Here is a 21,033-nt window from a genome sequence, read left to right as displayed (position 1 = left end):
AGGAACCGCAATGCGGAAGATCCCGAATCGTTCCGTGCGAAGTCGCCGCAGAAGCATCAGGCATTGAAAGCCGGCGCCACTACCCTTCAGTTGGCCGTTTCCTGGATCGCAGATAGCAACCATGGTTGCCCAGCCTCACGCGTAAAGGTCCACAGCTCCGTTGTTTCGACCGGATTGTTTGGGTCCCCCTTTTCGATGGCGCCTGTTTGACGGTTGCGCATCACGTCGATGGCGGACCAATGCATTGCGACCGTCGCATAATCGCGCATGCCCTCACGCCACGCTTCGGCAACTTCACCATTCAAGAACTGAAGATTTGATACTTCGTTCTTCAGGCCCTTGGTGGCGTTATCAGCCAATTCCTCGGAGAGGTAGGAGACCATTTCCGGTGTTGTCAGCCGGCGTAGCCCTTGGTGGTCTTCGCGGGTGAACGCCGCTTGCATGGCCGCGAGAATGCGTTCGAAAGTAGAACGATCAGTATCGGTAGTCCCGATTTCGTCTGCGCCGGTTGCGCCACTTGCCCCTATCCCGGTGGCGGCCGGCGGGCTGTAGGCTTGTGCGCCGGCTCCGAAACCCTGCTGGCCAAATGGAGTCGCGAAACTTCTGGCTTCGGTCGGAGCGGTATTGCTGCGGCTGAAGAACCGCATTGCCAATATGACGATGCCGCCGATCAGCAACAACTGGAATATGAAGCTGAGGCCGCCACCCATGCCGCCAAATCCGTGGCCAAACATCATGCCAAAAATTCCATTGAAGAGCAGGCCGCCGACCAGCCCGCCAACCAGCCCACCGCCGAAGCGGCTCCAAAAACTGGGACGCGGCTGAGCAAGCGACGGCTGCGACGGTGTCGCCGGTTGAACGGTATTCGGCGTCATCGACCGCTTTACGGGCGCGGTGTAAGGGGCAGTTGTCGTCGGGGCTGGCGCCTGGAAGGTCCGGCTGCCGCGACTGCCGAAACTGCCGCCGCTGCGAGCTTCAGCCGGATTGAGCGATACGCTCCCAAGTGCCGTCGGCAGTATCAACAATATCGACGCTACGTGGATCAGCCGTAACTTGGGCATTCTAAAAATCCTTCGTTAGGTATCGGTTCGCCTTGCGCGAAGCCTGTATATGGTGACTGGACCGAGAGAGGTTTAGGTCCGGCGGCTCTTCGGTGAGCCCCTTCGGCCATACAATTTGGTAAGCCTTTTGCGCTCGGGGCCGGTCACCACTCGCAAGCAGGGCGACAACCCTGCGCTTTCACGCGTGATGATGTCATCAATTCGATGCTCCTTGCCTCCCAAGCCACGCCAACTTCTCGAAATAAAGTGACTCTCCACCTCCTGGCGCTCAACGGATCAAAGAACGTTCCTTAGACGAGCCAACGGAAGGCGATTACGGTATTCGAAGTTATGGCTCCTTGCCAGCACGGGAGGCGGCGGGATCAGGATCGATCTATCCCCCGGAGTGCCGCCTACCGGTGAGCCGATCTTCGAACGTGTGGATCCGGCCACCCTCTACGTGGACCATAATCAATGAGGTCCGCGCGGGTGCAAAATGGTGGGTACCAGCGCCAGATTCTATCCTAGAACCTGATTATGCCATGCGCTTGCAGAACGAAGAGAGCCACCAGAACTATTGCGATAAGTGCAATCCACACAGATAATCGGCTCATAAAAATCCTCGCTCATCCTCGCTCATCAGAGCCCAGAAGCCTACCGACGCTGCTTAAAGAAGTTCCCCCCAGTGCGGTCTTACGGATTTTCAAAAGCCACACGGCAATATCGCATGAGCCGTGGCACGCCAAGGCCGCTATGACACCCGTCCCACCCCTGGGACGGGTGTTGCGCGCAAGAGGCGGACTGGATCAATTATTTGCAATCGCCAAGGAGTTTCAGGGCTTTGTCGGCATCGCCCTTAGTGGCGTAGGTTTTCTTACCGGCATCCATCAACTTCGTGCCGTCTGGCTTTTTCGTCACGACTTCACACTTCTTTGTGGTCGCATCCTTTGCCACCCAATATTCCGTGGCAGCGAAAGCGGGCATACTGCAAACGGCTACGAGTGCGGTGGCAATGGCTAATTTCCGAAACATGTTTCATTCCTCCATTCAGTGAACTTGTCCCTACAGGTCCAAATTCGTGAACGACTTTGGCGCCAGCGTGGCGGTATGCTTACAAAACCGTATGGAACTGGACAGCCTAAGCGAACCGGTTGGCCTACTAGCATTAGCGTTGCTGCTCCCACCTGGGTACCGTCCAGTGGTCGCACAACCCGCTTGTGCTGCAGACTGCCCGGCTTTTCTTCCAAGGCTAGAACGCAAGGCAAAGTCTGCGGATGCGTCCCACGCAACTCGACTTTGCCGCGCTTCAACTGGCGCGCGCTTATTATCCAGCTAAGCGGGGCGTACCGTCTTCGATGGGTAGGGGACGCCCTGACCGCAACGCATTCATCACCCTTCCCGAACTAACGCCCGCTGCGTTTTCCACAACGGGCGTTTTTCTTGATTGCTGTCTGCTCAGACGGGACGATTAGAACTTGTAGCTAACGCCAACACGAACCGAGTGATCCCGAACTTTCATCGTCTCGACAACCGAGGAGTATGCGGGCGCTAGATTTCCATGTGCGGTCCCGAAGTCAGTGTAGCGATACTCAAGGCGTGCAGTCCACTTATCAGCAAGGGCGTATTCCACCCCGGCACCTATGGTCCAACCGGTCATCGTCTTGTTCCAGGACTCCAGTGCGGGTGTAATACCCGAACCAAGACCAGGGCCGCCCTCAAAGCGAAAGTCGCCGACTGCTACGCCACCGGCAATATAAGGCAGGAAGCGATCGAAAGCGTAACCAACCCTGACACGCGCGGACCCCTGCCACCGCAATTTGGCGCTGCCGCCACTGAACCCGCCAAACGGATTGTCAAAGCTACCTTTCACATTGGAATAGTCGACATCACCTTCGACGCCGACGACAAGCGGTGTAGCGAACTGATAATTGTATCCAACGTACAGACCGCCCACAAATCCGCTCGGAGTAAAACTTCCGCTCGGGACGGGATTGCTGAAATTGTAGCTCGTCTTCGCCCAATCGTAACCGGCCTGAGCGCCGACATAGAGTCCCGTCCAGTTGTACGTAGATGCGACGGGCACCGGAGGTGGTGGCTCCAAAGTCACAACGTCGGCGGCGAACGCACCGCCGGTTGCGGCAACGAGAGTAGCGATTGCGAACAGAAATGATTTCATTAACAGAACCCCACTTATGTCCGAAGCATAAAAGGAATGCCTAAATTAGAAATCCCCAAGGAGGGGCTCCAGGGAGATTTCAACCCATTGTTGCGGTCGAGCAACAATGGGTGCAGCGCTCTGACAGGCGTGAGGTTCTGCCACTCAATTCACCGCATGGCGAGAAGTACCATTGTCAGCAGCGCATCAATCGGTATGTCTGCGGCTGTCCAGACTCTTAGGCGGGAGGCCGTCGTGGAAAATGTCATAGACGTCGTGCTGCTGGTGCTCCTGCTCATTGGTGTGCCAACCGCGCTCTTTTGTGCGACCGAGCAAGACGATGGCGCAGTCAGCCGCCAGACGATCATCTTCGGAGATGGACGCAACAGCCGCTGGCAGTAGCAGATTGGCCGTGGCCGCGAGGGCCAGCGCATCTGCTGGCGTATCGGACTGCGATTGAAGCAAGCCGGCCAAGCGGTTCAGCAGGTGTTGTCCCTGCTCGGCGCCTCCAGACGCATGCAAACGGATTTCCGCTGCCATTTGCTGAGCCACGGATGAAGCTCGCCGAGGATAATGCTTCAGTCATGATAAGGGCTCTAGGCCAATTTAATTGGCCGATCCATCTTCACTGAGAACAGCGGCGTAACAGTGAGCTTCTTGCTGCGGGGCGCAACCCGGCATATCTGAAAACAGACGGGAAACAGACGCGGAGCAGAACAGTTCGGCCTGTGCTCCCTTCCCGGTTTCAGTCCGCTTCGAACTGTTTCACTCGTTCCTGCCACTCGATATCGGTGATCACCTCAGCCTCGACGGTTATGTTTTCCGCAAACTGGTCTGCGTGCTGGGCCAAGAGTTTTCTTGCCGCGGCAACAGCAGCTTGCTTACCGGTGCACTCCTGGTGAAATCGACCAACGCTTCGCCCGACGCGGTCGTCATCCCACATTGTGATATCCACCACCGCGTACCAAACGCCTTTGCCGGTTCGGCGCCTGCGCTGGACCTCCAGGTGCCAGTCCGAAATGTCGGCGATCGCACGATAAAGAAATGCATACTCGGAATCTGCGCGGGCCCGTTCCCTGGCTTCGAACCCCAATGACTTTTGGCTGGGCTCCCCCTTGAGATCCTCGATCGCACTCGAAATCTTCCAGAACATCCCCGAGATTTCGTCGATCGCTTGCCTGGCTTCGAACGGTCGATCGCTTGCCTGGCTTCGAACGTCAGGGGAGGTTTGCGCCTCGAAATCCCCGCGGCCGACTTCAACCGATCCGCCCTCTTCTTGGGCCAGATGTCGGCGATGACCCTTTCGATCTCCGCAGTCCCCGGCTCCCACCGATACTCCTTTTGCAACTTTGCCTGCTTGGCACGTGGGCGAAGCTCAATGACGGTGCCGTCGGGCTTCGGTGTCGGCAAAGAGTTCATGGCCAACGCCAGGGCCTGGTGCAGCCCCTCGACAATTCCGCCGTCCTTGTCGAACGGCCAGATGGACGCTTCCGTTCTGATGATGCGAACTGGCTTGCCTTCATCGAGTTCGAGCATTGCCCACAGCACGCGCTGCTTTGTCCCAGCGTATTGCGGGAGTGCGTCCGTTCCGAACGTCAACCCTTCAACCAGTCGGTGCGATAGCCGTAGCGGATCTCCACGCTCCGGAAATAGGTAATGACGAGACATCCCAACTCTCCCCTTTTGAGCGAGGTTATTCAAACGGATCGGACGCCGGCTGAAAATCGCGAGGTTGTCGACGTCGTTGAGCTGTGGCTTTTCCGACAGGGCAGCAGAAGGATGAGACTCAGCCTGAAACCTTGCGGCCGGCGAGCATCCAGCGGGTTACCCAAAGGACGATAAAGACGGCCAGCCATCCTAGGAGAAGCGGGCCAAATGCTCCTATCGCGACGTTGCCCCAACTCCCTTCGAGATAGAGGCGGAAATCTTTATCGGCTTCCGCCTCACATTTCAAAAGGTCGGGCTCTTTCTTCGTGGCTTCGTATCTCGCGTCTTCGGCCTCAATGCACACCTTGGCCGTGAATTCGGCAACTGAGGAGGCTTTGCCAATGTCAGACGTGCGCACCCACAGGCCGTCGCCAAGAATCCACAGCACCGATATGACGATACCGAGCCGATACCACATGTTCAGCTTCACCCGGCCCTCCCACTCCCCTACCAGGGCAGATTAAGCTCGACCCGGGCTTGATATGCAACCGTGCAACCTCCGCAGCAGAGCGCCGGCGTGGAAGGGTCGGCTGACGGGGCGCCGGCGATTGTCTATTTTTTTGACAATCTTTGCCGATTACCATCGTTTTGCAAAACAGTCTGGAAGAGAGGGCTCGTCGCTGAGAAGCTGGGGTAAAAAATCGGAGCAGTACGCGCACGCGCGCGAGGCTCAAGCTTGCCGCGCCATCTGGGCCACGTTCTCGGGGCGCTTTGCCCCTGTGACGATTTCATCGAGTAGGAGCGCCCACGCGTCAAGCGCCCGGCGTTTCTCAGGCAGATAGTCGTTGTGATCGTAGTGTTTCCCGGTCACCACCGCCGCGCCGCCTGTGTCGCCGGCATGGGCGATGACTTGGGAGACGATAAACCGGGAGAACCCAATTCGCTCGCTGGTGAGCAGGGTGGCGCCTGTGCGGCGTAAATCGTGAGGCGTGGCCGCTCCGATCTTCACAGCCTCGACGAGGCGCTTCATGGCCCTGGAAAACGCTCGCCGGTCCAATGGCTGATCATCTTCCGATCGAGGCGACGGAAATACGAAGTCACTGCCGTCGCCGTCGACTGCCGCCTTGGCCTCATCCAACAGGGCGATAGCCGCAGTGCTGAGCGGCACCATGTGAGCTTTCTTCCCCTTCATGCGATCGGCTGGAATGAGCCAGGTCTTGGCCGCGCGGTCAATTTCATCCCATCGCATGCCGACCACTTTGCCACCCCGCTGCAGGGTCACCGCTGCCATTCTGAGCGCAATCCCCATCAGCAGCGACAGGGCAAGGTCTTCGACCTCCTGAGGGCGCTGGCAAGCCTGCCAGAAGGCTTTCAAATCAACATCGTTCATGACCGTCGTGCTCACAGACGGCATCGCCACCGCGATGTCATGCGCCGGGTTGTGGTCGATCACGCCTTCCCGCACCGCGAAGCTCATCAACTGGCGGATGATGTTGCGGCAATGTCGGCCATTCGACTTCGCGGCCTTTGCCTGCTTGCTGACAAAGTCGCGGATCTCGATACGCGTGATGTTCGCCACGGCGCTGTCACCGAACTTGGGCTTGACCAGCTTGTCGAATATCCGGCGCTCCTCGGCGATGGTGGTTTCCCGCTTCGGCTGAGCCTTAGGGCCGCCTTTATGCGTTCCTTCGGCCGCAGCGATGAAATAGGCGTCGGCAAGACCGGAGAGCTTGTGCAGGTGCTTACGGCGCTCCTCGGCCCTGGTGGCCTTCTCAATGGCCACGACATCGTTACCGCTCGCCACAGCCCCTTTTGCCTTCCGCGCCTCCTCCCGCGCCTTGGCGAGGCCAACAGCGGGGAATGCGCCCAGGTTCTTACGCCGCTGCTCGCCGGCCGCGTTCCGATACCTGACAGACCAAGATCGAACGCCCTTGTCGGTCACGCGGAAGATCAGCCCGGTTTCAACGTCATCTCGTATCTCAAGCCGTTTTCCTGGCTCGGGCATGGCGTTCTTGACTGTGTCGTTTGTCAGCTTTGGCATCGGGGGCACATTCTCAGGGGCACGTCGGGGGCACAAAAACGTTGCGCATTGACGCGTTTTCTCGCACATTGCCGCACACAAGGCAAATCAGGGAATGGTTGTTTTGCAAGGGTTTCGGAGAAATAGGGAATGGCCTCGCACAAGCTCGCACAGAAGCGTCACCAGACTACGAATCTGGGGGTCGGAGGTTCGAATCCTTCCGGGCGCGCCATTGTTTCAAAGGGGTCTAGGCGGATTGTAGGCAAAGGCCCTGTCGCCGGGGGCACAAAATCCGCCCAGTGCCATGGCCCAGCGCCTCGCAACCCAGTTTCGCTTCGAAGTTGACCGAGATTTTGGGTGCCGTCGGAAACGTGGCTGGCTGAGAGCCGCTCGCTACTTGGCGAATTTCTCCTCGATCAGAATGCCATCGTCATTGCGATCGTAAAGGGATGCGCCAACGCTTCCTGTGGAACAAGGTGCGGCGCGTCAGCAGGCGGAACACCAGGGAAGAGATCACCGCCCATGCCACGAAGGATAAAGTAGGCGTTAGGCAGGTGAGCCCGGCTGGCAGTTATCACGGTGGCCTTGCCGCCGACAATGAGACGCGCGGTCGGAGCGCGAATGGTGGCGGCGTTGGCCGGAAGGCCGCGACGAATGACCAATGCGAGGCGCACGATCACGGGCGCGCCGGCCGCGACCGTGGAGCGCGATGCCTTACGGATGCTGCGCCAGCCGATCCACGAGCGGGTTTGCTTCAGCCAACCTGGCCAGCGCTTGCTCGACCTTCTCCGCCGAGGCGTCCGTGCGCTTGAAGTGCCGCAGCATTTGCTGCCGCAGCAAAGCGAGCCTGGCGGCGCGATAGACGGGGCCGCTTTTGGCAGTTTCGGGGTGCAAGGTCGCGATCATCACGGGCCATTCTAAAAATAGGTAGCACTTGGCGGATCGATCTTCGTCAGCTGTTCCCTGGCCTCGATCACGCGCCGTCGGGCGGACCGAATCCTACTGCACAGCGCGATATTGATGCCAACGCCACAATCCTCGTCCAACATCTCTTCCGCACGTTCGAGAGCGAGTTTGGCACGGCTAGCGCGCTGTCTGGCCTTGGCGAATTCCAAGGTAAAAATGTCGGCCTCCATCCCGTGGCCGTGGGGTTCCAAGGTGTGCATCATGAATTGCTAACTCATGGCGGAGCGGTTCGTTCCCCTGGCGTGGGGTCGTTTCTGTTCCCGCGACGCCAGTCGGAAGGCCCAGACGCATGAGATTGAACGTCATGCGCCTTCCTGCCAAAACGGCGCCGGAAATAGGCGAACGGCCTCGGCCCAATGATCCGAAATATCCAGGCCGGGCTACAGCCTACGCGCCGTCAAGTACCTTGTCTTCCGCGGTAGCCGCGCGCTTGGCTATCTCCTGCGCGTTTCGCGCATAAGGTCGTGCCCGCCGCGTGCCGCGGCATTGCCCCGCAAAATGCCGATCTAGCGGCACTGATTCTGGTACTGGGCGACGGCCCTGCCTTCCCTCGCCGGAACTCCGGTCCTTTGCGAAAATGACGCGGACTATGCTGCGGCGATTGCCGAGATCGGCTCGATCTCTCCTCGGCGCTGCGAAGAGTATGCTGCCGTTCACTTTTCCATAGGGAAGGCAGCTCGCGGCTATGTCGAACTATATAAGCGCGGTCTGGCTGGTAAGAAACTTCGCCGAAGGTGACAAACGCAATAAAAGACGGCGTCAAATTCAGATGCGGCGGTTTCCCTTGCTCTTGCGGATAATGTGACTTATCAGCGTTTTTGCAAAGGCGTGGGGCGAGCATTGTTCAGGAAAATTGTAGAAAATTTTCGTCGGATAAAAAGTATTCAGAAACTTATAAATTTTCGCGATTCAGTTTTTTACCATCAGTTCAGATTGAGTGGAGTGGCCAGAGGCCGTGCCTTCGCGGAAACTCTAAAGCCGCATAACGGCCAGAGCTATTGCTTCACCATCGCTTTCAATACGCCTTGGGTCATAGATGTAATAACAAAGGCTTGGCTGACATTTCCAACTGGAATGACGCTTGTTGTTGTTGATAATTCTTCAAAGCCCGCGGCGAGCACAGCAATTGAAGAAATCTGCAGAGAGCGTGATATCCCATACTTTCGGCTGCCTAGGAACTTCGAACGAAATCCATCTCGGTCGCATGGTGTCTCGCAGAACTGGGTTTTCCACAACATCGTCAAACACCTCAAACCAGATGTTTTCGGTTTCATCGACCATGATTGCTTCCCAATCGGGCCTATAAATATTGCAGAGCGGATCGTCGGCAAGGCAGGCTATGGCCTACCTCTGCCCGCTCGATCCACGTACCTCTACAAAAGCCAACAGGACGAGCGCTCCTGGTTTTATTGGGCGGGTCTCTGCTTCTTTCGCTTTGTCAGGGTCGAACATCTGAACCTGGACTTCCGAACCCGTTTGGACCTCGGAATGGATACAGGTGGTGGAAATTGGCCGCTCTTGTATTCGATGCCTTCCGCTGACGAATTCGAAATGGCTCGGCAGGAGTTTTTGCCGATCGACGTTGGCGGAGAGGCCGCCATTTTCCAGATATTCGATGGCGCCCTGCTGCATATAGGCGGCGCTTCATACAACAGATTGAAAAAGGAGGCCGAGTATCGTCGACTTCTCTCGGATCATATCTGGACAACTTACCTGGGCGGGATACAGGACCGCATATCCAGGGTTTGACGGACACCCTTCATGGAGCCGCGTCACAACGGCCCGATGGCAGTTCGGCTATCACGTCGGTTCCCCCGCAAAACGGGGAGTTTCGAAGGAAATCGAAGGATCGATGTATGACCTTCTTGGTCAAACGACCACGGATCTGGAGCAGGAGTTCGAATCTCCTCGGGCGCGTCACCTGCTTCTATATCAGCCAAGTTGCGAATGCCTGGGCCGCCGATTTCCGCGCCGCGATCGCCAGGAGCTCGTTTCGAGCACGGTTGATTGTGCCGACACCGAATTGTCCCGACAAAGGGCAAGCCCCCGCGGCGCAGGAAACCTGAACTCTGAGGTTCTCAATCCGGCAAGTCTCAATCCGGCAAGTACGCCTGAGCACCGATGGCAATGATCTGTTCCTCGCTGAGTGTCTGACCCAAAAAGAAGTTGGGTGATATCAATGACTTGTGATTCAATCGGAGTTGCGAAGCCTCGACGGAGCATCACATGTGGACTGATATCACCCGCGCCAAGCATGCCCGAAAGGGACTACGTTATTCAAGCGATTTGACGGACGCGGAATGGATGGTTCTGGAACCGCTGCTTCCGCCTCGCTCGGCGCTTGGCCGCCCGCCGAAATGGTCGCAGCGGTCTATCATGGAGGGCGTGTTTTATGTGCTGCGTAGCGGTCTGCCTTGGCGAATGCTGCCCAGGGACTTGCCGCCGGTATCGACGGTGCAGCGCTATTTCTACGCTTGGCGCGACAGCGGCCTTTGGAACACGATCAACCACCTGCTGCTGATGGCCGTGCGTGTCGCCGCAGGTCGGGAGGCGTCGCCCAGCGCCGGCGTAATCGACAGCCAAAGCGTGAAAACCACTGAAAGCGGCGGGCTTTGTGGCTACGATGCGGGCAAGAAGATCAAAGGCCGAAAGCGCCATATCCTGACCGACACCTTGGGCCTGCTGGTCGGCGCGATCGTCCATACCGCTGACATCCAGGACCGAGACGGCGCCCCCGAGGTTCTGGCTTCTATTCGGGAAAGCTTTCCCTGGCTGCGCCACGTCTTCGCCGATGGCGGCTACGCCGGTGAAAAACTCCAGACCGCGCTCAGGGGAAAAGGTGGCTGGACCCTCGAAATCATCAAGCGATCCGACGCCGCAAAAGGCTTCGTCCTGCTCCCGCGCCGGTGGGTGGTGGAACGAACCTTCGCCTGGTTCGGCCGCAACCGACGCCTGTCCAAGGACTTCGAGCAGACCATCGAAAGCTCCACGGCTTGGCTGCTCCTCGCATCCGTTCAACTCATGACACGGCGCATCGCAAATCCATGATATCCATCAGAAATATTATGAGTCAGACTCTGAGGGAGCGATGCCAGTGCGAATACAGAACCTGGCGTTCGCGAGGCAGTCGAACTTCGTTTCGAAGGATCCGGTGGATTTGACGAAATGCCTTGTGCTCGCAGCCGCCCCAGAAAAACGAATCCTGAAGGTCGGGCGGCCAGGCTACGGAACGGACCGCGTCAACAAGGAGTGTCGTCGTTCCCGGCGCGGCGCCCTCGCGATCAAGCCATCGGACTTCGATACCCGGTGGGTGCACGAGCGGCTGTTTATCGTCCGGCCCATGGATTTCGACAAACGCAAAGCCGCGAACGCCACGGTCGAACGTCTCAAGGATACGGGCAATACCCGGCAACCCGGTCTCGTCTCCCGCAAGCACATGGAATTGCGCGGGTTTGGGGCCGTCGGCGGCAGGCCCGACGATACCGACGACGTCACCCGGAGCTGCATTGATAGCCCACCGTGTCGCGGGTCCCGCGTCGTGGTGGAGGGCAAAGTCTATGGTGATTTCGTCCTTTCGGGGATCAATCGCGCGAATGGTGTAGACTCGGGTGGCAAGTTTGCGTTGCTCCGGCCAAACCATGCGGCCACGATCATCCAGGGCAGGCCATTCCGGGGACGTGACGCCCTTCGGCTGAAAGATCAGTCGACAATGGAGTTGGTCGTCCCGATCAAAGCGGAATAAATCGTCACCCTCGAACACGATCCGCCGCATCCGAGGCGTAAGCTGTGTCGTGTTCCGGACACGCAGGACACGCAAGTCCTCCAGCGGGGTGAGACCAGCCTCATCTCCCGTCCAATCGAACTCCAGCTTCTCACTGGCCGCGATGAAGGAGATAGGCCCTATGAGCGCGTGTTTCAGTCGATTGAGAGCGTTTTGATTGTCGGTCTCCACGGACAGATATAGCCGGCCGGATTGCATTTCGAGATACGCGACGCCGAAAGGCGACTGAATCTCGAAATGGTCTCCCGACCGGACAACGGCCATGTCATGTGTCGCGATCGAAGCAAGGATAGGCTCGAGAAGCACATGGACTCCCGGCAACGCGACAATCGTCGTCGCTCGATACCGCCGCTTCTGAGGGGAAACGGGTGGCATGGTCTACTCCTGCAACGAAGCCCAGAGCGGGCCCTGGATCGGCGCGCTGAGGAAGCGCTTGTTGATCTCGGCAAGCGTCGATGCCGGGTCGATGCCTTGGCACCGCTCCGGATGCAACCATTTCGCCGCAAGTTCGATGAAGAGGATATTGAGGGGCGGCACGGTGATAAGCCCGGTCCATATGCCGTGGACGCGTCCGTTGCGGACACTGGACAGCTGGTTGAAGCCGGTCCGCTCGATCAGGCGCTCCAACCCCTCTCGGCCTTTCGCGGGGGTAAACCCCGGGCCGATGGACGGACGCCCGCCCGCCGACCACCCGCCGCCGGAGGCGATGTAGACATCATGCGGCGTCGACAGGAGATATTCGAGCTGAAGCTTCTGGAACCACGGCGCTGTCACCCCCGGAAGCGTTCTTCCGCCGGCCAACTCCAGCAATTCTCCCCAGACCTTGTTTCCGGCCGCCCAGCAGCAATCGTCAACAGTGGACTGGACCTCCAAATAGGTTGTTACCGGTGCGGCGCCTGCCACGCATGACGTGACGCGCTGTAGATGCGTGTTGAAAAATGCGATGAATTCAGCAGCCTTGTCCTTGGCGTCCAACACCTCGCCCCACATGCGCATATGGTCGCGAAAATCGCCGACGGCGCCCTTGGCGGGCGGTAGACCGCTGGAAGCGTTGCTCGACAGATCGCTGAAAATGACCGGTATTCCAGCGGCTTCCAGGCGCTCGACCAAAAGATCATTGCCGCCCTCGGGCGCCATGTAGAAATTGGCCACCACCAGGTCAGGCATCAAGCCGATTAGTCCCTCGGGCGAAACCGTATCGGGGGTTTGTTTGCCGACGATCCCGATCCGTCTGTTGTGCTCAAAGCGCTCTTGCAGCAGCCCGCTGTCGATGCGGTCGACCGCCGCCCAGCCCACGACAAGCGAGGCTGGGTCGGGATGCAGCAACGACATGCTGACGATATCGCGGGCTTCCAGCAGGACGATGCGTTTTGGCGGGGCGGGAAGTCGAACCGCGCGGCCGGCCATGTCGATGACCGTCAGCGGTTCCGCGGAACGTGCGGGCAGGGCAGCAGCAAGCCCGCCAAGCACGAAGGCGCCGCAAAAGGTGCGCCTGTCGAGAGCCATGCCGCTCACCATTTGTAGCGGAGGCCAGCCAGCACCTGCCGGCCATTGCCGTATTGGCAATAGATGTTCGAACTGCAGCTCGAATAGTATGTCTTGTTCAGCAGGTTGGTGACGTTCAACGTGCCCTCCAGCCCTTTCAGGGTCGGATTCTTCGCGCCAAAATCGTATCGCATGGCAACGTCGACCAGTGTGTAGCCGTCGGCCTTCACGGTGTTTGCATTGTCGGCATAGCTGGAGCCGACCAGGCGAACGCCGCCGCCAACCGTCAAACCCTCGGCGGCGCCACTGTGGAACGTGTAATTCGCCCAGAGCGAGCCGAAGTATTGGGGCACTGCCTGCGGGCGCTTGGCTATGTTCGCGGGGACGGCGGTCTCGGTCACTCTCGTGTCGAGCAGGGTAAGGGCGGCGACGAGTTCGAGATTGTCCGTCAGGCTGCCCCTGCTCTCGAATTCGAAGCCGCGCGAGCGAATTTCCCCCGCCTGGACATTGAACCCGAACGTATCGGGGACGAGCGCGTCCTGCTGCCGGATATCGAAGGCCGACACTGTGAACAGCGCATCCATGCCAGGCGGCTGGTACTTCAGGCCAACCTCGTATTGACGCGCTGTGCTCGGCACGAACGGAGCGCCGGCGGAATCGACGCCGACCGTCGGTTCGAAGGACGTCGAGTAGCTCGCATAGGGAGCAAGCCCGTTGTCGAACAGGTACAGCAGGCCCGCCCGGTAGCTGGTGGCTTCACTCGACTGATCGGTTGACGTACCGGCGAGGCGGTTGTCGGTATCCTGCCGCGTCCAGTCGTGGCGAACGCCCATCAGGGCCCTGAAGCCGCCGAAGCTCATCTGGTCCTGGACATAGGCGCCGGTCTGCCGGAGCTTCTGGCCGCTGTTGATGATCGTCGTGAGCGGCCCGATCGGCTGGCCGTACACCGGGTTGACCACATCGAGCGGCGGCGCTGCTCCGTAGCGATATTCCCAGTCGCTCCCGACATTCTGGTAGTCGATACCAGCAAGCACCGTGTGCTGGATTGTCCCGGTGTCGAAGTGGATTTCCGCCTGATTGTCGAGGGAGGTTCCGCCGACATCCTCGATCGAGCGCAGCGCCTGGCGTGGGATCAGCCCATTCGAATCGAGCGGTCCTGCCATCTGCAGGGACTGGAAATCCGCGTCGACATGCGAATAGCGCAAGCTGGACCGCACGGTTACGGCTTCATTGAACCTGTGCTCGAACCGATAGCCGATGCCGTACTGCTTGCGCTCGAAGGCATCGAAGGACGGATCGCCGATGTTCAGGTCGCGGTTCAGATAGGGCTTGTAGGCCTCTGGAGCGAGAAAGCTTGGATACAGGGAGTTGAAGTACCCACCTTCCGGGTCGTTCTGATAATAGCCCGAGATGGTCAATGTCGTGTCGGCGTCGGGCTGCCAGCTTATCGCGGGCGCGATGCCAAAACGCTTTTCGTCGACATCCTCATAGCGGGTGCCGGAGAGCCGGCCCACGGCGCTGATGCCATATTGCAGGCTCCCATCCTCGGTCAGTGGCCCGCGCGAGGTAAGCGCGCTCTGCAAGCGGCCATCAGTGCCGCGCTCCACACGAACCTCGTTGAGCGGCTGTGCCGACGGCATGCGACTGACCTGGTTGACCAGGCCGCCTGGGCTCACCTGCCCATACAGGAGCGCCGATGGCCCCTTAAGGACATCGATGCGGTCGAGCAGATAAGGATCGATCGCCGATTGGGCGAATGCCTGGCCACGGGGCAGTTTCAGCCCGTCGAGATAGTTCACATAACTGGTCGCGGTGCCGAAAGTGCCAAAACCGCGAAGGAATATCGAGTCGTAGCGGGAATTGGAATCGCGATCCGAAAGCACGCCTGCTGTGTAACGGAGTGCTTCGCTGACCGTCTGGGGGTTCTGCTCGTCGATCTGCTTGCGCGTAACGGTCGTCACCGACTGTGGTGTTTCCACCACCGGTGTCGCGGTCTTCGTGGCGGATACGGTACTTTTCTGGAGCACCCGATCGGCCGTGGACGCCGATGTCCCCGCTTCGCCTTCCACAACGATCTTTTCCAGCTGGGTGGTCGGCTCCTGCGCGGCGGCCGGTCCCAGCACGGCGAACAGGGAGGTCGTTCCAAGAAGCACCGCCCTGCATGCACCAACAGTCATTTTCCCGCCCCGCCTTTTCAATCCACGTATGTCGGCAGCGAGGTAGCAAAAACGGGACGACATCGTCCAGTTAGATTTTATGATTATAACGCTCAAGTTTAATGCTGTTGCAAAACGGCAACGGAACGATTGCGTTTGGTTTTCTGCCAAAGGTAGAATGGCGCCAATCCGAATGAACGCCCGGCAGCCCACCAACCCCGTACAGGCAGGAACATGGCGCCCGACCAATCCGAAGTGAAACAATCTGGCAAGGCCGGACCGGCTCGCATACCCGCTGCCCGAACCGGGCAATCGCCCACCCCCGGCAAATCAAAAGGGGGCCGTCCGTCCAGGGAAGCGCTGGAGGAACTCAATCGCCGAATCCTCGATATCGCGGCTGGATTGTTCGCGTCCCAGGGCTTTGCGGCGACCACGATGGAGCAGGTGGCCTCAGCCTGCGGAGCAGGCAAGGACACTATCTATCGTCGCTATCCATCGAAAGCCGCGCTTTTCACGGCGCTCATGGAGGGATTGCAGTCGCAGGTCACCTCCGAGCTCGATTCGCTGATGGAGATGAACGCGAGCCCAGCGGAGCGACTCAAGCGATTTGCGCGTGCTCTGCTGTCGATCAATCTGAGACCACAAATGATCGCCCTCAACCGAGCTGCCTTGGGTGAGGCTGTAGCCTTTGGCGGGGTTGAACCAAAGCCTGCGGCCGAGAGCCCCATCATGAGCCGCTTCTCCAGGCTGGTTGTGGAGGCCCAGTCGGGAAATGTCGTTGCCGATGGAGACCCGCTGTTCGTCGCCGAGCAGCTTCTTTATGCGACATCCATCAAGCCGCTTATTTCGACCATGTTGGGAGAAAGCCGCTTCTCGGATCCCGCTGAGGAAGAGCGGTATTTCAATCAGGCATGGAAGCTGTTTCTCGATGGTGCCGGCGGATGAACGGAAACGATTGCTTTCGATCTGGCGGTTGTCCGTTGACGGGGCCGCACGGCACCCCTTCAAGTTGAAACAGCGGCGAAAATGACTTTCTGCGAGAGGCCGCCGCCAGGGCGATTTTCCAGCGTTATCGATCCGCCATACCGTTCGATGATTTCCTTGGCGATGGCGAGGCCAAGGCCCGCGCCCGGGACGGATTGCCGGCGGGCGGGATCGACGCGGAAAAACGGCTCGAACGCCTTGCTCAGCAGTTCCCCGGGGATGCCCGGCCCGCTATCGGCAATGGTGAGCACGGCCTGTCCGTCCGTGGCGGACAGCGACACCTCACAGCCCTTGCCATGCGTGGCGGCGTTGACGATCAGATTGCGTAAGGCGCGGCGCAGGCCGAGTGCGCCGGCCCGCACCGAAACCTTGTCCAGATGTCCGATCGACACGGCATGGCCGAGCGACACCATCTCGGCTCCGATGTCGCGCACGGTTTTTTCCAGGTCCACCGGCTCGACCGCGTCCTGGTCCACCTCCTCGCGCACCAGCCGGATGGCGCTGTCGGCGATGCGGTCGAGCTCATCGAGATCGTGAAGCCATTTGTCGCGATCCTCCTCGATGAATTCGGCGCGCAGGCGCATGCGCGTCATCGGCGTGCGCAGGTCGTGACCGGCGGCGGCAACCAGGCGCATGCGGCTCTCCATGGCGGTCCTCAGCCTTGACGACAGCTGGTTCAGCGCATGCGCCGTCGCCTTGACCTCGGCCGAGCCGACTTCCGGCACCGCTGCCAGCACGCCATCCGATCCGATCTTGGAGACGGCGGCCTCCAGCATTTCAAGCGGCCGGATCAGCACAGCGGTGAAATAGACCGACACAGCCGTGGCGCCGGCCACGATCAGCGAGATCCAGCCGGCGAGAACCAGCCACTCGCGCCTTGGCGGCTTGACGTGAGGGACCTCTATGATCGCCCAGCGATTGTCGGGTAGCTGCACCGATGCAAGCTGCCCAGGGTCATCCCCCTTGTCACTGACCACAGCCAGAACGTCGAGTCCCCGACGGCTCAGTATGTCGTTGAGCATCGCCGTTTCTGGACGGTCCACCTTGCCGCCTGCCGGGTGATCGCTCAGTTGCACCTGGAGAATGCTCGAAATCGGACCGGGCAACAGCCGCACCACGAGCTCCATCTGCTGGGCAACCCAGGGCATGGTCAATTCAGGTGGTGGGCCTCCGCCCCGGACACTGAGCACAGCAGCCGTCGCCAGTCCGACCACGCCGACGATCGAGGCGACCAGCAACAGGATAAGGCGTCGACGCAGCGAGTTCACGGGTGGTTCTCCACCGTGTCGACGCGCGCGGTCAACTGGTAGCCGCCATTGCGAACCGTCTTGAACAGCGGCCCGTCGCCTGTATCGGTGAATTTGCGGCGTAGCCGGCTCATCAGCACATCGACCGAGCGTTCGAGCGGGTCGCGCTCACGGCCTTGCGTCAGGTCAAGCAACTGATCGCGCGACAACAGCCGACCGGGACGGTCGAGGAACACCTGCAGCAGGTCGAACTCGGCGCCGGTGAGATCGATGAGCGCACCTTGTACATCCGTCACCTTGCGGGTGTCGGGTTCCAGCATGTAGCTGGCGAAACGGTAGATGCGGGCGCGCGGTGGCGCGGGCGCCTCCTCGGGCGCCGAGCGCCTGAGCACGGCGCGGATGCGGGCGATGAGCTCGCGCGGATTGAAGGGCTTGCCGAGATAGTCGTCGGCGCCGAGCTCCAGGCCGATGATGCGATCGACATCCTCCTTCAGCGCCGTCAGCAGGATGACGGGGATGTGGGGTTTGCGGTCACGCAGGCTCCGGCAGATATCGAGCCCCGAGCCATCCGGCAGCATGACGTCGAGCACGATCAGGTCGAACTGGCCCGAGCCGAGCTTCTGCTCGCACTCGCGCCGGTCCGCCGCCGCTGAAACGCGAAAGCCCTGGCCATCGAGATAGCGCCCCAGAAGCGTCCGGATCTCGCGGTCGTCGTCAACGACGAGGATATGGGGTTGTGACTGCATTGCCCTGCCATTCCGCCTTGCCTGCCTTGATTATAGGGAGAGCGGCGCCCCGCGGCATGGAAATTTGCAACGCAATGTGTCCGGCTGGGCACGGGAAACATTCGGAAACAAATTGCCCTTTTGCGGAAACCTTCGGCAACACGCCGACGCGAAGCGGAAAAAGTCGCCTCCTATCCTCTTGGCCGACCGAAGCATGAGAGAAAGGAACAACATGATGCGAAGCAGATTTCTTGCGCTTGGCCTGTTTTCTGTAGCGGCTATCCATCCGGCGCTGGCGGCGCAGCCCGGTCCCGCCGCTGCGCCCGGCGAGACGCCTCCGGTCATGGCAATGCAGAATGGGCGCGATCACGGCCCGATGCCCTGGCCCGGCCTGCGTGGGCCGATGCGCCACGGGCCGGAGGGCTTCGGCCCGCATCGCATGGGACCGCCGCCGGAATTCATGCTGGCCGCCCGGCTGGCAATGCTGGAGACCCGCGTCGGCATCCGCGCCGAGCAGCTCGACGCCTGGCGCGACTACACCAGCGCGCTGCAGGCCGTGCTTTCACCGCCGCGCCCCGATCATGGTCCTGACGGGCCGGAAGCGAAGGGCCCCGATGCCGCCGGCCCGGAAGGCAAGCGTGACCCATTTGCCTTCCAGGAAAGGCTCGCCGACGACGTCACCGCCCGCGCGGTTTCGGCCGGCAAGCTGAAGGATGCGATCGTTGTTCTGCGCACCAAACTGACACCTGAACAGCTCGAAATCCTTGCTTCGGCGGATCGGCCACATGGACCACCCCCCGGTCTGTTGGGCAACCCGCCGGATGACGCGGCCGGTCCCGAAGGTTTGTCCGACAATGGCAGCCAGCTCCCGCCTCCCCCACCCCGGGAAGGCGAGCAGCCCTGACCGGCTGCGCCGGCCGGCCCTTGGATCCCAACCATGCTCGGGCCGGCCGGCTCTCCTCGGGATGCCGTATCCCGCTATCCGATCGTTCAAGTCATGGAATGGAGCAGGTCAATGTGGGAAGCCATGATGATGCTGCGGCTGATCGCATCGGTCAGTCCAAGGTTGTCGGTCAGTCATGCCCGCCGCGGCTTGCCGCTGGCCGGACGCGGCTTGCCGCTGGCCGCGCGCATCACACCCCCGGCTCCGCCGGTCGACACGCTGAAAGGTGCTATCCGATTGAACTTCGCCGCATGGCGCCTGTCGCTCCCCTTTTCCGAGCGATCCCATGGACATCATGAGCGCAAGACCGCGTAAGGCTTGGCATGTCGCCGCGGATCGGGATATTGATGTCGATGGGCATCGCGGCCGGCAGCTCGATCCTCGAGTACCCCCGGCCGCGAAGAAGGAGCGTGACATGAGCCGCTTCGAAGCATTGCTCGGCGCCGCCCGCAGACGGGCGCGGCCTGTCGTCATGACATCGACCGCCTTGACCGGCGGGCTCATCCGTTCGACCTCGCCTTTGTTGGCCCGCATCCGGGCTCCACTCCTGCAGGAGCGGTCCGGTGCCGACAGCCACGCGACCGCAACTCCAGGGAAAGATCCAGGATATGCCCATCCCCAGCCAGTTTCCTTTGTCGGCTAAGCCATTCAGGCGCGCACCCTGGGCCGCAATGCTCGCCGCCGCCCTTTTTCTGGCTGCCTGTTCGCAGGAGCAAAGCAAGGCTCCTGCCGGCATGGGCGGTGTCGGCAAGCCCGAGGTCGGCGTCGTCACCTTGCATCCGCAATCGGTGGCCATCACCGCCGAATTGCCGGGACGTACAACGGCCTCGCTTACCGCTGATGTGCGCCCACAGGTGAACGGCATCATCCAGGCGCGCCTGTTCAAGGAGGGCAGCGAGGTGGTGGCCGGTCAGCCGCTTTATCTCATCAATCCAGCGACCTACCAGGCAGCCTACGACAGCGCGGTAGCGTCCCAGCAGAAAGCCGAAGCGGCGGTGCCTACCGCGCAGGCCAAGTTCGACCGCTATGCCGGGTTGCTGAAGCAGAACGTCGTCTCGAAACAGGATTATGACGATGCCGCGGCCACGCTGGCGCAGGCCAACGCGGATGTGGCGGCCGCCAAGGCCAGTGTCGAGACCGCGCGCATCAATCTCGACTATACCAAGATTACCGCGCCGATCGCCGGCCGTATCGACAAATCCTTACTGACGCCCGGAGCCCTCGTCACCGCCAACCAGGATACGTTGCTCACCACCATCCGCGCGCTCGATCCGATCAATGTCGATGTCACGCAATCGAGCACCAATCTGCTCAATCTGCGCCAGGCCATCACGGAAGGGCGGCTGAAGTTCAGCGGTCCCAATGTCAGCGTCAAGCTGAAGCTCGAGAACGGCACTATCTATCCGCTGACCGGCAAGATGGAATCCGTGGGCGCCAGCGTCGACCAGACGACCGGCACCTTTGCATTGAGGGCGGAGTTCCCCAATCCGGATCGCCTGCTTCTGCCCGGCATGTATGTGCGGGCCCTGGTCGAGGAGGGCGTAGCCCAGAACAGTTTCCTGGTGCCGCAGCGCGGGGTCAGCCGCAACACCAAGGGCGAGGCGACGGCAATGGTCATCAATGCACAGGGCAAGGTCGAAACGCGTGTACTGACCGTACGCAACACCGTCGGCAACAACTGGCTGGTGGACGCTGGCGTCGGCGATGGCGACCGCGTCATCGTCGAGGGCATGCAACTGGTGCGCCCCGGTGGCGATGCGACGGGCGTCGAAGTGACGATCGACGAGGCGACCGGCGAGGTCAAGGACCGCGCACAGGGGACTTCGGCCGTGTCTACCCCTTCCAAGATGGCCAGCAACGGCCAGTCGACCGGGAACTGAGCTG

General features: G+C 60.4%; 22 protein-coding genes. 7 read left to right on the top strand and 15 right to left on the bottom strand.

From position 1 onward, the window contains the following. Nucleotides 1-86: 86 nt before the first annotated feature. From LGH82_RS17535 to LGH82_RS17490, 10 genes are all read right to left on the bottom strand, one after another. The gene (locus tag LGH82_RS17535) at nucleotides 87-1,061 is read right to left on the bottom strand and encodes a Tim44 domain-containing protein (protein WP_227343947.1); all 975 of its coding nucleotides are present in this window, start codon (nucleotides 1,059-1,061) and stop codon (nucleotides 87-89) included. Nucleotides 1,062-1,850: 789 nt separating this feature from the next. Next, complete coding sequence (locus tag LGH82_RS17530) at nucleotides 1,851-2,072, bottom strand: hypothetical protein (RefSeq protein WP_227343946.1); 222 nt, start codon at nucleotides 2,070-2,072, stop codon at nucleotides 1,851-1,853. Nucleotides 2,073-2,508: 436 nt separating this feature from the next. Beyond that, on the bottom strand, nucleotides 2,509-3,216 hold the full coding sequence (locus LGH82_RS17525; RefSeq protein WP_227343945.1) for an outer membrane protein: 708 nt from the start codon (nucleotides 3,214-3,216) through the stop codon (nucleotides 2,509-2,511). A 186-nt stretch (nucleotides 3,217-3,402) separates the two neighbouring features. Next, nucleotides 3,403-3,735, bottom strand: coding sequence for a hypothetical protein (locus LGH82_RS17520; protein WP_227343944.1), 333 nt, complete (start codon nucleotides 3,733-3,735; stop codon nucleotides 3,403-3,405). Between the two features lie 205 nt (nucleotides 3,736-3,940). Beyond that, nucleotides 3,941-4,525, bottom strand: a complete 585-nt coding sequence (locus LGH82_RS17515; RefSeq protein WP_227343943.1) for a PAS domain-containing protein — start codon at nucleotides 4,523-4,525, stop codon at nucleotides 3,941-3,943. A 456-nt stretch (nucleotides 4,526-4,981) separates the two neighbouring features. Continuing rightward, nucleotides 4,982-5,332 carry a hypothetical protein gene (locus LGH82_RS17510; RefSeq protein WP_227343942.1) on the bottom strand — a complete coding sequence of 117 codons (351 nt, stop codon included), beginning with the start codon at nucleotides 5,330-5,332 and terminating at the stop codon, nucleotides 4,982-4,984. Between the two features lie 240 nt (nucleotides 5,333-5,572). Next, complete coding sequence (locus tag LGH82_RS17505) at nucleotides 5,573-6,883, bottom strand: tyrosine-type recombinase/integrase (protein WP_227343941.1); 1,311 nt, start codon at nucleotides 6,881-6,883, stop codon at nucleotides 5,573-5,575. Between the two features lie 395 nt (nucleotides 6,884-7,278). After that, a complete protein-coding gene (locus LGH82_RS17500; protein WP_227343940.1) occupies nucleotides 7,279-7,542 on the bottom strand; it encodes a hypothetical protein in 264 nt (87 codons plus the stop codon). A gap of 34 nt (nucleotides 7,543-7,576) precedes the next feature. Beyond that, the gene (locus LGH82_RS17495) at nucleotides 7,577-7,768 is read right to left on the bottom strand and encodes a hypothetical protein (protein WP_227343939.1); all 192 of its coding nucleotides are present in this window, start codon (nucleotides 7,766-7,768) and stop codon (nucleotides 7,577-7,579) included. Nucleotides 7,769-7,779: 11 nt separating this feature from the next. Next, complete coding sequence (locus LGH82_RS17490) at nucleotides 7,780-8,031, bottom strand: hypothetical protein (protein ID WP_227343938.1); 252 nt, start codon at nucleotides 8,029-8,031, stop codon at nucleotides 7,780-7,782. 598 nt (nucleotides 8,032-8,629) lie between these two features. Here LGH82_RS17490 and LGH82_RS17485 point away from each other — a divergent pair. Together LGH82_RS17485 and LGH82_RS17480 are read left to right on the top strand one after the other, a co-directional pair. After that, nucleotides 8,630-9,577 carry a hypothetical protein gene (locus tag LGH82_RS17485; RefSeq protein ID WP_227343937.1) on the top strand — a complete coding sequence of 316 codons (948 nt, stop codon included), beginning with the start codon at nucleotides 8,630-8,632 and terminating at the stop codon, nucleotides 9,575-9,577. A gap of 477 nt (nucleotides 9,578-10,054) precedes the next feature. Then, complete coding sequence (locus LGH82_RS17480) at nucleotides 10,055-10,876, top strand: IS5 family transposase (RefSeq protein WP_227343936.1); 822 nt, start codon at nucleotides 10,055-10,057, stop codon at nucleotides 10,874-10,876. Nucleotides 10,877-10,898: 22 nt separating this feature from the next. On the opposite strand, the gene LGH82_RS17475 is transcribed toward LGH82_RS17480, so the two are convergent. The 3 genes from LGH82_RS17475 to LGH82_RS17465 form a co-directional block, all read right to left on the bottom strand. Then, nucleotides 10,899-11,984, bottom strand: coding sequence for a siderophore-interacting protein (locus LGH82_RS17475; RefSeq protein WP_227343935.1), 1,086 nt, complete (start codon nucleotides 11,982-11,984; stop codon nucleotides 10,899-10,901). Nucleotides 11,985-11,987: 3 nt separating this feature from the next. Next, on the bottom strand, nucleotides 11,988-13,016 hold the full coding sequence (locus LGH82_RS17470; protein ID WP_227343934.1) for an ABC transporter substrate-binding protein: 1,029 nt from the start codon (nucleotides 13,014-13,016) through the stop codon (nucleotides 11,988-11,990). A 104-nt stretch (nucleotides 13,017-13,120) separates the two neighbouring features. Further along, nucleotides 13,121-15,271: a TonB-dependent siderophore receptor gene (locus LGH82_RS17465; RefSeq protein ID WP_227343933.1), complete on the bottom strand. Its 2,151-nt coding sequence runs from the start codon at nucleotides 15,269-15,271 to the stop codon at nucleotides 13,121-13,123. Between the two features lie 213 nt (nucleotides 15,272-15,484). Between LGH82_RS17465 and LGH82_RS17460 the strand changes: the two genes are divergently transcribed. Beyond that, on the top strand, nucleotides 15,485-16,195 hold the full coding sequence (locus LGH82_RS17460; RefSeq protein WP_227343932.1) for a TetR/AcrR family transcriptional regulator: 711 nt from the start codon (nucleotides 15,485-15,487) through the stop codon (nucleotides 16,193-16,195). A gap of 59 nt (nucleotides 16,196-16,254) precedes the next feature. Here the strand turns inward: LGH82_RS17460 and LGH82_RS17455 are convergent, their stop codons facing one another. Further along, entirely contained in the window at nucleotides 16,255-17,502 is a 1,248-nt protein-coding gene (locus LGH82_RS17455; protein ID WP_227343931.1) for an ATP-binding protein, read from the bottom strand. Further along, nucleotides 17,499-18,227 (bottom strand): response regulator, encoded by a 729-nt coding sequence (locus tag LGH82_RS17450; RefSeq protein WP_227343930.1) that lies wholly within the window; start codon nucleotides 18,225-18,227, stop codon nucleotides 17,499-17,501. Before LGH82_RS17450 ends, LGH82_RS17455 begins: the two co-directional genes overlap by 4 nt. A gap of 214 nt (nucleotides 18,228-18,441) precedes the next feature. Here LGH82_RS17450 and LGH82_RS17445 point away from each other — a divergent pair, with 214 nt between their 5' ends. From LGH82_RS17445 to LGH82_RS17430, 4 genes are all read left to right on the top strand, one after another. Next, complete coding sequence (locus tag LGH82_RS17445) at nucleotides 18,442-19,110, top strand: hypothetical protein (protein ID WP_227349619.1); 669 nt, start codon at nucleotides 18,442-18,444, stop codon at nucleotides 19,108-19,110. 126 nt (nucleotides 19,111-19,236) lie between these two features. Next, entirely contained in the window at nucleotides 19,237-19,464 is a 228-nt protein-coding gene (locus LGH82_RS17440; protein ID WP_227343929.1) for a hypothetical protein, read from the top strand. Nucleotides 19,465-19,564: 100 nt separating this feature from the next. After that, nucleotides 19,565-19,792, top strand: coding sequence for a hypothetical protein (locus LGH82_RS17435; RefSeq protein WP_227343928.1), 228 nt, complete (start codon nucleotides 19,565-19,567; stop codon nucleotides 19,790-19,792). Next, complete coding sequence (locus LGH82_RS17430; RefSeq protein ID WP_227343927.1) at nucleotides 19,758-21,029, top strand: efflux RND transporter periplasmic adaptor subunit; 1,272 nt, start codon at nucleotides 19,758-19,760, stop codon at nucleotides 21,027-21,029. Before LGH82_RS17435 ends, LGH82_RS17430 begins: the two co-directional genes overlap by 35 nt. Nucleotides 21,030-21,033: the final 4 nt, after the last annotated feature.

This window comes from Mesorhizobium sp. PAMC28654 (genome assembly GCF_020616515.1).
In the GTDB taxonomy this organism is placed as follows: Bacteria; Pseudomonadota; Alphaproteobacteria; order Rhizobiales; family Rhizobiaceae; genus Mesorhizobium.
Note: the sequence above shows the minus strand (reverse complement) of the source record. Positions and strands in the feature narration are given on the sequence as shown.